Origin of the sequence: Xylophilus sp. Leaf220 (assembly GCF_001421705.1) — a bacterium.
Lineage (GTDB): Bacteria > Pseudomonadota > Gammaproteobacteria > Burkholderiales > Burkholderiaceae_C > Xylophilus.
In genome coordinates this window covers 797,166-810,841 of record NZ_LMKO01000001.1, presented here as the reverse complement: position 1 = coordinate 810,841, position 13,676 = coordinate 797,166, and the positions used below count along the sequence as shown (strand labels likewise).

The 13,676-nt window shown below is 72.5% G+C and carries 9 protein-coding genes and 1 pseudogene; 7 read left to right on the top strand and 3 right to left on the bottom strand.

Annotated features, from left to right (window positions below; genetic code table 11):
* Window positions 1–57: 57 nt before the first annotated feature.
* Window positions 58–1,296, top strand: coding sequence for a biosynthetic peptidoglycan transglycosylase (locus ASE76_RS03665; protein ID WP_055834767.1), 1,239 nt, complete (start codon window positions 58–60; stop codon window positions 1,294–1,296).
* A 103-nt stretch (window positions 1,297–1,399) separates the two neighbouring features.
* Here ASE76_RS03665 and ASE76_RS03660 read toward each other — a convergent pair whose 3' ends face one another.
* Window positions 1,400–1,795, bottom strand: coding sequence for a hypothetical protein (locus ASE76_RS03660; RefSeq protein WP_236698317.1), 396 nt, complete (start codon window positions 1,793–1,795; stop codon window positions 1,400–1,402).
* A gap of 97 nt (window positions 1,796–1,892) precedes the next feature.
* Here ASE76_RS03660 and ASE76_RS03655 point away from each other — a divergent pair, with 97 nt between their 5' ends.
* The gene (locus tag ASE76_RS03655) at window positions 1,893–2,537 is read left to right on the top strand and encodes an FMN-binding negative transcriptional regulator (protein WP_055834764.1); all 645 of its coding nucleotides are present in this window, start codon (window positions 1,893–1,895) and stop codon (window positions 2,535–2,537) included.
* A gap of 189 nt (window positions 2,538–2,726) precedes the next feature.
* Here the strand turns inward: ASE76_RS03655 and ASE76_RS03650 are convergent.
* A pseudogene (locus tag ASE76_RS03650) lies at window positions 2,727–3,638 on the bottom strand (LysR family transcriptional regulator); the annotation flags it as partial.
* A 186-nt stretch (window positions 3,639–3,824) separates the two neighbouring features.
* Between ASE76_RS03650 and ASE76_RS03645 the strand changes: the two are divergent.
* A complete protein-coding gene (locus ASE76_RS03645; RefSeq protein ID WP_055834762.1) occupies window positions 3,825–4,709 on the top strand; it encodes an alpha/beta hydrolase in 885 nt (294 codons plus the stop codon).
* A 136-nt stretch (window positions 4,710–4,845) separates the two neighbouring features.
* Here ASE76_RS03645 and ASE76_RS03640 read toward each other — a convergent pair whose 3' ends face one another.
* Window positions 4,846–5,823: an AraC family transcriptional regulator gene (locus tag ASE76_RS03640; RefSeq protein ID WP_082447994.1), complete on the bottom strand. Its 978-nt coding sequence runs from the start codon at window positions 5,821–5,823 to the stop codon at window positions 4,846–4,848.
* A 180-nt stretch (window positions 5,824–6,003) separates the two neighbouring features.
* Between ASE76_RS03640 and ASE76_RS03635 the strand changes: the two genes are divergently transcribed.
* The 4 genes from ASE76_RS03635 to ASE76_RS03620 all read left to right on the top strand — a co-directional run bounded on the left by ASE76_RS03635 (window position 6,004) and on the right by ASE76_RS03620 (window position 13,649).
* The gene (locus ASE76_RS03635) at window positions 6,004–7,254 is read left to right on the top strand and encodes an efflux RND transporter periplasmic adaptor subunit (protein WP_055834759.1); all 1,251 of its coding nucleotides are present in this window, start codon (window positions 6,004–6,006) and stop codon (window positions 7,252–7,254) included.
* A 131-nt stretch (window positions 7,255–7,385) separates the two neighbouring features.
* The gene (locus ASE76_RS03630) at window positions 7,386–10,640 is read left to right on the top strand and encodes an efflux RND transporter permease subunit (RefSeq protein WP_055834756.1); all 3,255 of its coding nucleotides are present in this window, start codon (window positions 7,386–7,388) and stop codon (window positions 10,638–10,640) included.
* Window positions 10,641–10,655: 15 nt separating this feature from the next.
* Complete coding sequence (locus ASE76_RS03625; RefSeq protein ID WP_055834753.1) at window positions 10,656–12,134, top strand: efflux transporter outer membrane subunit; 1,479 nt, start codon at window positions 10,656–10,658, stop codon at window positions 12,132–12,134.
* Window positions 12,135–12,194: 60 nt separating this feature from the next.
* Window positions 12,195–13,649 (top strand): C13 family peptidase, encoded by a 1,455-nt coding sequence (locus ASE76_RS03620; RefSeq protein ID WP_055834750.1) that lies wholly within the window; start codon window positions 12,195–12,197, stop codon window positions 13,647–13,649.
* Window positions 13,650–13,676 lie beyond the last annotated feature (27 nt).

Genomic DNA, 13,676 nt, shown 5'->3' with positions numbered 1-13,676 from the left:
AGGGAACCGTCGCCGCCGGTCGCGACCGTTGCGCGGCACTGGCCGGGCCGCACGGCCATGCCGTGGCTGCGCAGGGTGGTGGTGGCAGTGGCGCTCGTCTCGGCTTTGGCCGTGCTGGCGGGCTTCGGCGCCCGTTGGGCGCTGGCGCCGCGCGCCGGCGAATGGGCGGTGCCGGTACAGGTGGGTCCGCTGCAATTACGAGTCGGCGTGCCGGGCGCGCTGCGCATCCTCGTCTCTCCATGGGTGGGACCGCTGCTGGACGGGCGCAGCCTTCGCACACGCCATGGGATGTTCGCGCTGGGCTGGGACATGCCGCGACGCACCTTGACCGTGGCGTGCAGCGCCTGTGCCGCCGTGGTGCCCGGCCTGGGCGCCGAGCCGCTGCGTATCGCGCAGGCCACGCTCACCGTGCGGCGCGATTTCGACCGGCTGCAGGGCACGATCGCGGCCGCGTCGCCGGACGGCGGGGCGGTGCTGCGCGCCACCTGGCAGGGCGCGCTGCGACAGGACGGCCTGGCGCTGAGCATGGAGTTGCCGGCGACGGCGCTGGCGCAGTGGTACGCGGTGCTGGCCCCGACGCTGCCCGAACTGGCGCACGCCCGCATCGACGGCACGCTGGGCGTGCGCGCCGCCTGGTCGCTGCCCGGCGGCCGGCTGGAGCTGCGGCCGCAGGTCGAGGGGTTCGCCGTCTACGGCCTGGGCACCGAGGCGTTGTCGCGTGCCGCATCGGGCTGCGGCGCCGGCGCCGGCCTGCGCAACGATGCCTGGCTGGCGCGCGCGGTCATCGCGGCCGAGGACCAGCGCTTCGACGCGCATCCCGGCTACGACCTGCAGGAGCTGCTGGCCTCGTTCGACGGCAACCAGGCCCGCGGCCAGGTCGAGCGGGGCGGCAGCACCCTGACGCAGCAGCTGGCCAAGATGGTGGTGGCCGGCGATGCGCGGTCGGCCACCCGCAAGCTGCGCGAGTTGCTGTACGCGGTGGAGATGGAACGCACCCTGGGCAAGACCCGCATCCTGCAGCTCTACCTCGACAACGCGCCCTGGGGTGCCGGCCTGTGCGGTGCCGAGGCCGCGGCGCGGCACTACTTCGGGCGCAGCGCCCGCAGCCTGGCGCCGGTGCAGGCGGTGGCGCTGGCTGTGCTGCTGCACAACCCGGAGCGCGAGGCGCGGCAGTGGGCGGCCTCGGGCGCGGTCGACCGCGTGCGGGCCCGCCGCATCGCCGAAGACGTGCGCGGCATTCCGGGCTGGGGGCCGCGCGCCCGTACGGACTTCCTGCGCACCGTGCCGCAGCCGTGAGTCACAGGGCGCTGCCGTCGCGCTGCGCCCGCGCCACGCGGACCAGCCGCACGCCGGCCCTGGGCGGGGGCGCCTGCTGCAGGTAGATATCGACGCCCGGCCGCTACCAGGCCGCATAGCGCGCACCCGGCCCGCCGGAGGCCATCTCGGCGCCGTACAGATCGCGGCCCCACGCGGCGATTGCGTCGAAGGCCGCATCGGCCGCCGACGGGTCCGCCGGCGCATCGGCCCAGAACTCGATCCGCCGCACCTGTCCGCCGGCCAGGAAGAAGGTGTAGTTCCCCACCACGCCGGCCAGCGCGACCGGCGCGGAGCGCCACAGCCCGGCCAGGCCCCCCGCCATCCGCGTCGGCCGGGCGACCCGTTCCAGATCGGGCATCGCGCGCTGCAGGTCGGCGGCGGTGGCGCCCAGGTCGGCGCCTGTCGGCAGGGGCTGGGCCTGCAGCAGCGGTGCGAGGGCGCACAGCAGGCAGGCCGCAAGGGCAAAACGCGAAGGCATGGCACGAAAGAACGGCATGGCGACAATCCGGGGGTGGGGGTCCAGCGACCTCCGCGAGTATGGAGGCCCCACGCCTCGTCCCATGATGGAATCCGCCATGTACCTGCCGCCCCACTTCGAAGAAAACGACACCGACGCCCTGCACCGCACGCTGCGCGAGCACCCGTTCGCCGCGCTGGTGGTGAACGGGCCGCACGGGCTCGATGCCAACCACATCCCGTTCGAGTTCGACGCCGATGCGCCGCCGCACGGCCGCCTGCTGGCCCACGTGGCGCGGGCCAATCCGGTATGGCAGGAGGTGCCGGACGGCTCGCGGGTGCTGGTCGTGTTCCGCGCCTCCGACGCCTACGTCTCGCCCAACTGGTACCCCAGCAAGCACGAAGCGCACAAGCAGGTGCCCACCTGGAACTACCAGGTGGTGCATGTACACGGCACGGTGCGCTTCACCGACGACGCCAGGTTCCTGCGCGGCATCGTCGGCCGGCTGACGCGGACCCACGAGGCGCGGGTCGCGTCGGAGCGGCCTTGGAAGATGTCGGACGCGCCGGCCGACTACCTGGAGACGATGCTGCAGGCGATCGTCGGCGTCGAGGTCACGATCGAGCGGATCGTCGGCAAGTCCAAGCTCAACCAGAACAAGGAGGCGCGCGACCGGCTGGGTGCCATCGACGGCCTGGAGCGGCAGGGCGCGCGGGACGTGGCCGATGCGATGCGGCAGGCCGAGGCGCGTCGCACCGACTGAGCGCCCCGCGGCGCGGGCCGCGTGCCGCGTGCCGCGTGCCGCCTAGGCCCGTACCGCGGCGGTGGCGCGCGCGGTGCCGCGTGCCGGCACCTCGGCCGGGGCGGGCCGCGACGGCACGATGGGTGCGATGCCCTGCGCCGGCAGCGGCACTGCGGCGGGCGCGGCCGTGCCGGTGGACGCCGCGGTGTTGCGCTGCAGATGCGGATGCCGCGCGAACAGCTCCGCCGCCCAGTCGACGAACGCACGCACCTTGGCGCTCAGGTGCCGGTTGGGCGGATAGACCACGTGCACCGGCAGGCTGGGGTGCTGCCAGTCGTGCAGGACCTGCACCAGCTCGCCGGTGGCCAGGTGCGGCGCGGCCATGAACATCACCGTCTGCGAGATGCCCAGCCCCGCCAGCACCGCGGCCATGTGGGCATTGCTCTCGTTGACCGAGACGCGGTAGGCCGTATCCAGTTCGAGCCGCTCGCCGTTCTTCTCGAACTCGTGCGGCCAGAGCCGGCCGGTGCGGGCCGAGAAATAGCGGATCGTGTGGTGCCGTCCGTCCTGCAGGTCGTCCGGATGCTGCGGCGTGCCGTGGCGGCGCAGGTAGTCGGGCGATGCGACGTTGACGAAGGGCAGGGTGCCGATGCGCCGCGCCACCAGGAACTGCTCCGAGAGTTCGCCGCCGCGGATCACGCAGTCGACGTTGTCGGTGATCAGGTCTACCGGCCGGTCGCCCACGCCCAGGTCGAGCTGGATGTCGGGGTAGCGCTCGTAGAAGGTGGAGAGTGCCGGAATGATCAACAGCCGCGCCACCGAGGAGCCCACGTCCACCCGCAGCTTGCCGGTGGGGTTGGCGCGCGCGTTGGTCATGCTCGCCTCGATGTCGTCGAGGTCGTTGAGCAGCCGCACGGTGCGCTCGTAGTAGGCGGCGCCGTCGGGCGTCACCGTCACCCGGCGGGTCGTGCGGTGCAGCAGCGTCACCCGCAGCCGGGCCTCCAGTGCCTGGATCTGCTTGGTGATCGATGCCTTCGGCAACGACAGCGAATCGGCTGCCTTGGTGAAGGTGCCGGCCTCCACGACGCGGGTGAAAGCCCGCATGGCCTGGATCTGGTCCATGTGATCGTCCTTGACGGTGAGTGCTCAGCCGGCTGTGCCGGCTGCCGAATTCTCCTCCGCGACCGGCCCTCCGATTGTTGGTGGTTTGGAAACAGAGCGTGGGTGGCACGCCGCTTTATCCGTGCCGGCGGCGGGTCTACAGTCGAACCCTGACAGCATTGCCGCTCCCCCACCGATGCCAACGCCATGACCACCACCGCACGATCCGCCACCGACTCCGCCGCCTGCACCCAGGACGCCAGCGCGCCGGCGCAGCCCCGCGGCGCCGACCTGCAGATCGCGCTGCCCGGTGGCGGCAGCGCGGCGTTGCGGCTCTACGGTACCAGGCACCGCACCGCGGGCGGCCAGCCGCTGGTGCTGCACTTCCACGGCGGCGCCTTCGTCTCGGGATGCCTGGAGAGCGGCGCCCTGGTCCCGCGACTGCTGGCCAGTGCCGGCGCGGTGGTGGCGTCGCTGGCCTATCCGCTGGCGCCGGCGCATCCTTTCCCCGCAGGCATCGAGACCGGCTACGCCGCGCTCCAATGGCTGCACCGCCAGCGTGTCAAGCTGGCCGGCCGGGGCGCCCGGGTGTTCCTGGCGGGCGAGGAGGCCGGCGGCAACATCGCCGCGGCCGTCGCGGTGATGGCACGCGACCGGGCGCATCCGCCGCTGGCAGGCCAGATCCTGCTCTCGCCGATGCTCGACCCGTGCACCGGCACGCCTTCCCTGCGGGACGCCACCTGCGACAGCGTCCAGTGCAAGTGGACCGACGGCTGGCTGGCCTACCTGCGCAGCCCGCGCGATGCCGAGCATCCCTACGCGGTGCCGGGCGCCTGTTCGCGCCTGGCCGAGCTGGCCCCGACGCTGGTGATGGCCGGCGAGGGCGATCCGATGCGCGACGAGGCGCATGCCTATGCCGAGCGCTTGCGCGGGGCCGGCGTGCCGGTGCGCTGGCAGCTGCTGGCCCGCTCGGCCGGCTGGCCCCAGGCCCAGACGATGGGCGACCTGTCGCAGTGCGCCTGCGGCCCCGCGGTGCAGGACGCGATGGTGCGTTTCTTCGCCGAGACGGTCGCCACGCCCGCGCCCGCCTAGCCGCACCGCAGGCTTTCCCGAACCTCCGCCACCGCCTTCCCGGTGCGTTCTGCGCACCGGCGGGCAGCGCCTTGCCCGAACTTTTTTCACAGGACCCACCGTGCTCTCGATCCGCCCACCGAACACCGCCGCCGCGTCAGTACTGCGACGCCACGGCCAGCCCGTCGCGCGCCAGCCGCAGACGCTGCAGGTCGCGGGCGGGCGGGGCGCCGAACATGCGGCCGTACTCGCGGCTGAACTGGGACGGGCTCTCGTAGCCGACCCGGTGGCCGGCGGTGGCCGCGTCCAGCGATTCGGACAGCAGCAGACGGCGCGCTTCCTGCAGCCGCAGCCGCTTCTGGTACTGCAGCGGGCTCATCGCGGTGACCGCCTTGAAATGGTGGTGCAGGGCCGACGCGCTCATGTGCGCGGCGGCCGCCATGTCGTCGATGCGCAGCGGCTCGGTGAAGCGGCCCTGCAGCCAGTGGATCGCACGGGCGATGCGCTGCGCATGGCTGTCCTGCATCGCGGCCTGCACCAGGCGCCAGCCCTGCGGGCTGCGCAGCAGCCGGTAGAGCAACTCCCGCTCGGCCAACGGCGCCAGCGCGGCGATGTCCTCGGGCGTGTCGAGCAGTCCGATCAGCCGCAGGGCCGCATCCACCATCGGGATGCTGGCGTTCTCCAGGAACAGTCCGCGTGCCGAGGCCTGCCGGGGCGGTATCGCCAGGTTCAGCTCCAGCACCATGTCGGCGATCGCGCGGGGGTCGAAGTCGAGGCGAAAACACAGGTAGGGCCGCTCGGGCGTGGCGTCCAGCACCTCTCCGGTGACCGCCATGCCGACCGTGCCCACGATGTAGCGGGAGCGGTCGTAGATGTAGACCTCGTCGCCCAGCATCACCCGCTTGCGGCCCTGCGCCAGGATGCACATCGACGGTTGGTAGATGCCGATGGCCGGCGGCTGCGGCACGGTGAGGTGCACCAGGTGCAGCCGGGCGATGGCGGTCTGGTGGATGCCGTCGCCGGGCGTGTGCGACAGGATCAGGCCGGCCAGGTCGTTCATCCGCTGGTCCAGCCGCCACTGCTCGGCGGTGTCGGGGTCGGACGGCGGAATCAGGGTCAGGGTGGGTTGGGGCATGCGCCGCAGCTTATCCGCGGCCGCCGGCTTCGGCACGCTTTCCCCTGGCATTGCGCAGGATCAGGCAAGAACCGGCGCGGATCGGGCTATCGCTGCCGGGCCCCGCATTCCTAGACTGGCGCCGTCGCAGCCGGCTCTGCCGCTGCTCGTTTTTTTACAGAACATTTTCGAGGAACCACCATGAACCATCCACACGCATCGGCCCACTCGCCGGCCGCAAGATCGCACCGTTTCGGCGCGGTGCTGACGACGCTCACCGCGGTCGTCGCCATCGTCTCGGCCGCGGTCGGCCTCACCACCACCGCATCGGGTGCCGATGCGCCGGCGGCCGGTGCGCCGCAGGCGGTGCCGGTGTCGGTCGCCACGGTGGCGGCGCACGACATCACCGCGTGGGACGAGTTCTCGGGCCGGCTGGAGGCGGTGCAGCGGGTCGAGATCCGGGCCCGGGTGGCCGGCGCGGTGCAGGCGATGCATTTCCGCGAAGGCAGCCTGGTGAAGGCGGGCGACCTGCTGGTCACCCTCGACCCGGCACCCTACGCCGCCGAGGTGGACCGCGCCGAGGCGCAGGTCGCCGCGGCCCAGGCCCGCATGGCCTACACCCGCAGCGAGCTGGCCCGCTCGCAGCGCCTGTGGGACGACAAGGCGATCGCCCAGCGCGAGTTCGACGAGCGGCAGAACGCCGAGCGCGAGGCCGACGCCGCCCTGCGCGGTGCCCGCGCCTCGCTGCAGTCGGCCAAACTCAATCTGTCGTACACCCAGGTGCGCGCACCGGTGGCGGGCCGCATCGGCCGGCTGGAGATCACCGCCGGCAACCTGGTGGCCGCCGGCCCCGGCGCGCCGATGCTGACCACGCTGGTCTCGGTGAGCCCGATCTACGCCAGCTTCGACGCCGACGAACGTGTCATCTCCAAGGCACTGAAGGACCTGGGCCCCGGCAGCAGTGCCCGCGGCCTGATCGAGCGGATCCCGGTGCAGATGGGCACCACCGCGGTCGAGGGCACGCCGGTGCAGGGCCGGCTGCAGCTGATCGAGAACCAGGTCGATGCCCGCAGCGGCACGGTGCGGGTCCGCGCCGCCTTCGACAACAAGGACGGCGCGCTGATGCCCGGCCAGTTCGCCCGGATCCGCATGGGCCAGGCGCGCACCAGCAGCGTGGTGCTGGTCAGCGAGCGGGCGGTCGGCACCGACCAGAGCAAGAAGTTCGTGATGGTCGTCAACGCCGACAACAAGACCGAGTACCGCGAGGTGACGCTCGGCGCGCCGGCCGAGGGCCTGCGCGTGGTCACCGCCGGGCTGAAGCCGGGCGAGCGCGTCGTCGTCAACGGCCTGCAGCATGTGCGCCCCGGTGCGCTGGTCGCGCCGCAGCCGGTCGAGATGAACGCCGCGGCCGCGCCGGCGCCGGCGGAGCGCAAGGTCGCGCTGCAGTCCTGATCCCGAGTTCACCAAGCCCTCACCAGGCCCACCAGAAAACCGCGAAGCCCCCGGCCCGCCCTTGCTGCAGGAAGCGCCTGCGGCAGGGCGTGCCGTCGCCGCTCACCCGGCGGTTTCGACGAAAGCACACCATGAACCTGTCCAAATTCTTCATCGACCGGCCGATTTTCGCCGGCGTGCTGTCGGTGCTGATGCTGCTCGCCGGCCTGATCGCGCTGCGCGGGCTGCCGATCTCCGAATACCCCGAGGTGTCGCCGCCCTCGATCGTGGTGCGCGCCACCTATCCCGGTGCCAACCCCAAGGTGATCGCCGAGACGGTGGCCACGCCGATCGAGGAGCAGATCAACGGCGTCGAGGGCATGCTCTACATGGGCAGCCAGGCCACCACCGACGGCGTGATGACGCTCACCGTCACCTTCAAGCTGGGCACCGACCCGGACAAGGCCCAGCAGCTGGTGCAGAACCGCGTCTCGCAGGCCGAGCCGCGTCTGCCCGAGGAGGTGCGGCGCCTGGGCGTGACCACGGTCAAGAGCGCACCCGACCTGACGATGGTGGTGCACCTGACCTCGCCCAACCAGCGCTACGACATGAACTACCTGCGCAACTACGCGGTGCTCAACGTCAAGGACCGGCTGGCCCGCATCCAGGGCGTGGGCCAGGTGCAGATCTTCGGCGGCGGCGACTATTCGATGCGGGTCTGGCTCGATCCGCAGAAGGTGGCGCAGCGCGGCCTGTCGGCCAGCGACGTGGTGGCGGCGATCCGCGGCCAGAACGTGCAGGCCGCGGCCGGCGTGGTGGGCGCATCGCCCGGCCAGTCGGGCGTGGACATGCAGCTGTCGATCAACGCGCAGGGCCGGCTCACCACCGAGGAGGAGTTCGGCGACATCATCGTCAAGACCGGTGCCGACGGCGCGGTGACCCGGCTGCGCGACATCGGCCGGCTGGAGATGGGCGCGGCCGACTACTCGCTGCGCTCCCTGCTCAACAACGACCCGGCGGTGGGCATGGGCGTGTTCCAGGCGCCCGGCTCCAACGCGCTCGACATCTCGTCGAACGTGCGCGCCACGATGGACGAGATCCAGAAGAACATGCCCGAGGGCGTGGAGTACCGCATCGCCTACGACCCGACGCAGTTCGTGCGGGCCTCGATCGAGTCGGTGATCCACACGCTGCTCGAAGCCATCGCCCTGGTGGTGCTGGTGGTGATCCTGTTCCTGCAGACCTGGCGCGCCTCGATCATCCCGCTGCTGGCGGTGCCGGTGTCGGTGATCGGCACCTTCGCGGTGCTGCACCTGCTGGGCTTCTCGATCAACGCGCTCTCCCTGTTCGGCCTGGTGCTGGCGATCGGCATCGTGGTGGACGATGCGATCGTGGTGGTCGAGAACGTCGAGCGCAACATCGAGGCCGGCCTGAACCCGCGCGAGGCCACCTACCGGGCGATGCGCGAAGTGTCGGGGCCGATCATCGCGATCGCCCTGGTGCTGGTGGCGGTGTTCGTGCCGCTGGCCTTCATCAGCGGCCTCACAGGGCAGTTCTACAAGCAGTTCGCGGTCACCATCGCGATCTCGACCGTGATCTCGGCGATCAACTCGCTGACGCTGGCGCCGGCGCTCACCGCGCTGCTGCTGAGGGGCCACGACGCGCCGAAGGATGCGCTCACCCGCGGCATGGACCGGGCCTTCGGCTGGCTGTTCCGCCGCTTCAACAAGGCGTTCCACCGCGGCTCCGAGGCCTACAGCGGCGGCGTGCGCCGCGCCATCGGCCGCAAGACGGTGATGATGGCGGTGTACCTGGTGCTGGCGGCGGCCACGGTGCTGCTGTTCCGGGTGGTGCCCGGCGGCTTCGTGCCGGCGCAGGACAAGCAGTACCTGATCGGTTTCGCGCAATTGCCAGACGGCGCCACGCTCGACCGCACCGAGGAAGTGATCCACCGCATGGGCGAACTGCTCAAGCAGAACCCCAACGTGGAGGACGCGATCGCGTTCCCCGGCCTGTCGATCAACGGTTTTACCAACAGCTCCAACTCGGGCATCGTCTTCGCCACGCTCAAGCCCTTCGCCGAGCGCAGGCAGAAGGACCAGAGCGGCGGCGCGGTAGCGGGCCAGCTCAACCAGGCCTTCGCCGGCATCCAGGACGCGTTCATCGTGATGTTCCCGCCGCCGCCGGTGGCGGGCCTGGGCACCACCGGCGGCTTCAAGCTGCAGCTCGAAGACCGTGCCTCGGTGGGCTACGAGCAGATGGACGCCGCGGTGAAGGCCTTCATGGCCAAGGCCTACCAGACGCCCGAGCTGGCCGGCATGTTCACCAGCTGGCAGGTCAACGTGCCGCAGCTCTACGCCGACATCGACCGCACCAAGGCGCGCCAGCTGGGCGTGCCGGTGACCGACATCTTCGAGACGATGCAGATCTACCTGGGCAGCCTGTATGCGAACGACTTCAACAAGTTCGGCCGCACCTACAGCGTGCGGGTGCAGGCCGACGCGCCCTACCGCGCACGGGCCGAAGACGTGGGCCTGCTGAAGGTGCGCTCGCTCACCGGCGAGATGGTGCCGCTGTCGGCCCTGATGCAGGTGCAATCCACCTTCGGGCCGGAGCGGGCGATGCGCTACAACGGCTACATGGCCGCCGACATCAACGGCGGGCCGGCGCCCGGCGTGTCCTCGGGCCAGGCGCGCGCCGCCATCGAGCGCATCGCCGCCGAGACGCTGCCGCAGGGCGTCTCCTACGAATGGACCGAGCTGACCTACCAGGAGATCCTGGCCGGCAACTCCGCGCTGTGGGTGTTCCCGCTGGCGATCCTGCTGGTGTTCCTGGTGCTGGCCGCGCAGTACGAGAGCCTGACGCTGCCGCTGGCCATCGTGCTGATCGTGCCGATGGGCCTGCTGGCCGCGATGACCGGCGTGTGGATCAGCGGGGGCGACAACAACGTGTTCACCCAGATCGGGCTGATCGTGCTGGTGGGGCTCTCCGCAAAGAACGCGATCCTGATCGTCGAATTCGCCCGCGAGCTGGAGTTCGCCGGCCGCACCCCGGTGCAGGCGGCGATCGAGGCCAGCAGGCTGCGGCTGCGCCCGATCCTGATGACCTCGTTGGCCTTCGTCATGGGCGTGCTGCCCCTGGTGCTCTCCACCGGCGCCGGCGCCGAGATGCGCCAGGCGATGGGCATCGCGGTGTTCGCCGGAATGATCGGCGTGACCGCCTTCGGCCTGTTCCTCACGCCGGTGTTCTACGTGCTCCTGCGCCGCATGGCGGGCAACCGGCCGCTGAAGCTGCACGGCGAGGTGCCGCACACCGAAGACGCCTTCGTCTCCGCCGACCATCCGGCGCACGGTGCGGGCGGTGGCGCCCAGCCCCTGCCGGCCGCGCCGCGCGGCCTCCACGACTGAACCCGGAGCATTGCCATGACGACGATGACCAAGAAGACCGCTTCCCCCTCCCCGCGCGCCGTGCTGCTGCCGTTGCTGGCGGCCCTGGTGCTGGCCGGCTGCGCCAGCCCGCCGGCGGTCGACACCGCCGCGCTGGCGGCGGCGCCGGCCCGGTTCAAGGAACAGGCCGCGCCCGCGACCACCGCCGCCGCCACCCCGGGCTCCGCCCAGTGGACCCAGGCGCCGCCCGCCGAGGCGCAGCCCCGCGGCACCTGGTGGCGCGCCTTCGGCGACCCGGTGCTCGACGCCCTCGTCGAGCGTGCCGGCGCGCAGAACACCGGCATCCAGGAAGCCGCGGCCCGCCTGGCCCAGGCCCGGGCCCTGGTGCGCAGCGCCAATGCGGATCGCCTGCCGCAGGTCGGCATCAGCGGCGGCGCGGTGCGCCAGGCCGGCGCCAACACGGTCAACGGCCCCACGCCCGCCACCATCACCACCGCGGGCGCCAACCTGTCGTACGAACTGGACCTGTTCGGCCGCCTGGCCGGCGTGCGCGACGCGGCGGCCCTGGACGCCGATGCCCGCGCCGCCTTGCTGCAGAGCACCCGCCTGCTGGTGCAGGCCGACACCGCCCAGACCTACCTGGCGCTGCGCGCGGTCGATGCCGAGCGGGCCCTGGTGCGTGACACGGTGCAGGCCTACGGCGGGACGCTGCAGCTGACCCAGCGCCGCTTCGAGGCCGGCGACCTGGCCGAGCTGGACGTGGTCCGCATCCAGACCGAGGCCGCCGCGACCGAGGCCGAGGCCCTGGCGCTCGACCGCCGCCGCGCGGAGCTGGAGCATGCGCTGGCGGTGCTGGTCGGCGACGCGGCATCCGACTTCTCGCTGCCGGCGGATGCGGCCGGCTGGTCGGTGGCGCTGCCCACCATCCCGGCCGGCGTGCCCGGCACCGTGCTGGCCCGCCGGCCCGACGTGTCGGCCGCGCAGGCCACGCTGCTGGCCGCGCAGGCGCGGGTGGGCGTGGCGCAGACGGCGTGGTTCCCCAGCGTGTCACTGACCGCCGGCGGCGGCTTCGCATCGCCCGAGATCGGCGACCTGTTCCGCTGGTCGGCCCGCGCCTGGAGCCTGGGCGCGCTGGCCGCGTTGCCGATCTTCGACGGCGGCCGCCGGCAGGCCGGCGTCGACAGCGCCAATGCGCAGTTCGACGCGGCCACCGCCGGCTACCGCGGCCAGGTGCTGGGCGCCTTCCGCGACGTGGAGGACCAGCTCTCGGCCCTGCGCCTCTTGGCCGAGCAGGCCCAGGTGCAGGACCGGGCCGTGACCTCGGCGCGCCGCGCCACCGCCCTGTCGGATTCGCGCTGGCGCAACGGGCTGGTGAGCCAGCTGGACCTGCTGGACGCGCGCCGCACCGAGCTGCGCAACCGGCGCATCGCGCTGCAGGTGCAGGCGGCGCGCTACCAGAGCACGGTGGGCCTGGTGCGGGCGCTGGGCGGGGGCTGGGACACGCCGGCGAGCTGATCGCCGCGCGGCCTTCGGCAAGCGGGCAGGAACGGCCGGGCGCGGTGGCATGATCCGCCGATGACCGACCCCCTGCGCTTGCCAGAGCCTCTCGCCCCGCCGGAGCCGCTGCCCGGCGGCCGCCCCCTGTCCCTGCCGCGCTGGTGCTGGGAGGGCCTGCGCGCCGCCTGCTTCCAGCCTCCGCGCGTCGCCGGCCATGCGCCGCGGCCGTGGCAGGTGCTGGCGGTGGTGCTGGCGGTGGAGCTGCTGGGGCTGGGCCTCTCGCGCCTGTGGATCGTGGGTGCGGCGGATTTCTGGCCGTCGTCGTACCTGGCCAGCTGGTGGTGGTGGGCGCCGATGCTGTGGGCGGCGTGGTGGGCGCTGTCGCTGCGGCCGGGCGACGCGTCCGGCACGTCGGCGCCGCGGCCGCAGGGGCTGGGCAGCTGGATCCTGCTGGCCAGCCTGGGACCGGTGCCGGCCTTCGTCGCGATGGGCGTCGCGGCGGCGCTGCTGGCCCACGGGATGCTGGGGGCCGCGCCGTTCTGGACGACGGCGGTGGTGGCGCTCCAGTGGATCTCCCTGGCATGGGCGCTGGCCGCCGCGGTGGTGCTGATGGCCCGGTTCTCCCGCCGGGTGCTGGCCACGGCCGGGTATGCCGCTGCCCTGGCGGCGGTGATGGCGGTGCAGCTGTGGGTGATGAATGCCGCCGCCTGGTCGCCGCCCGCGGCGGCCGACGAGGCGGCTGCGCCGGAGCTGAGCCTGTCGCAGGAAGTCTTCGAGGACCAGCAGGCCGCCTGGGACGACGCGGTCGACACGCTGGCGCCCGAGCGCCCCGGCGTCGCCGACGTCTACGGCCTGGTGTTCGCGCCCTATGCGGCCGAAGACGTGTTCCGCCGCGAGAGCACCATGGTGGCGCAGCTGCTGCGCGAGCGCTTCGACGCGCAGGGCCGGGTGCTGCAGCTGCTCAACCATGCCGACACCGCCGCCGAGCTGCCCTGGGCCACGCCGCTGAACCTGGAGCGCGCGATCGACGCGCTCGCCCGGCGCATGGACCTCGCGCAGGACGTGCTGGTCGTCTACATGACCTCGCACGGTGGCGGCGATTTCCGGCTGGCGGCCTACCACGGCCCGCTGGCGGTCGAATCGGTCACGCCGCAGTTCCTGCGCGCCGCGCTCGACCGCGCCGGCATCCGGCACCGGGTGATCGCCATCTCGGCCTGCTATTCGGGCGGCTGGGTGGAGCCGCTCGCCACGCCCGGCACGCTGGTGATGACGGCGGCCGATGCCGACCACACCTCCTACGGCTGCGGCCACAGGTCGCCGATGACCTTCTTCGGCCGGGCGGTGTTCGACGAGCAGCTGCGCCAGACGCACGACTTCGGCCAGGCGTTCGCCGCCGCGGTGCCGGTGATCAAGCAACGCGAGGAAGAGGCCGGCAAGAGCGACGGTTTCTCCAACCCCCAGATCCGCATCGGCGAGGAGATCGCGCCGGTGCTGCGCGGTCTGCAGCAGCGGCTGGACGGCGCCGCGCGCTAGCGGCCGGCCGCTTCCTGCCACCGCGCG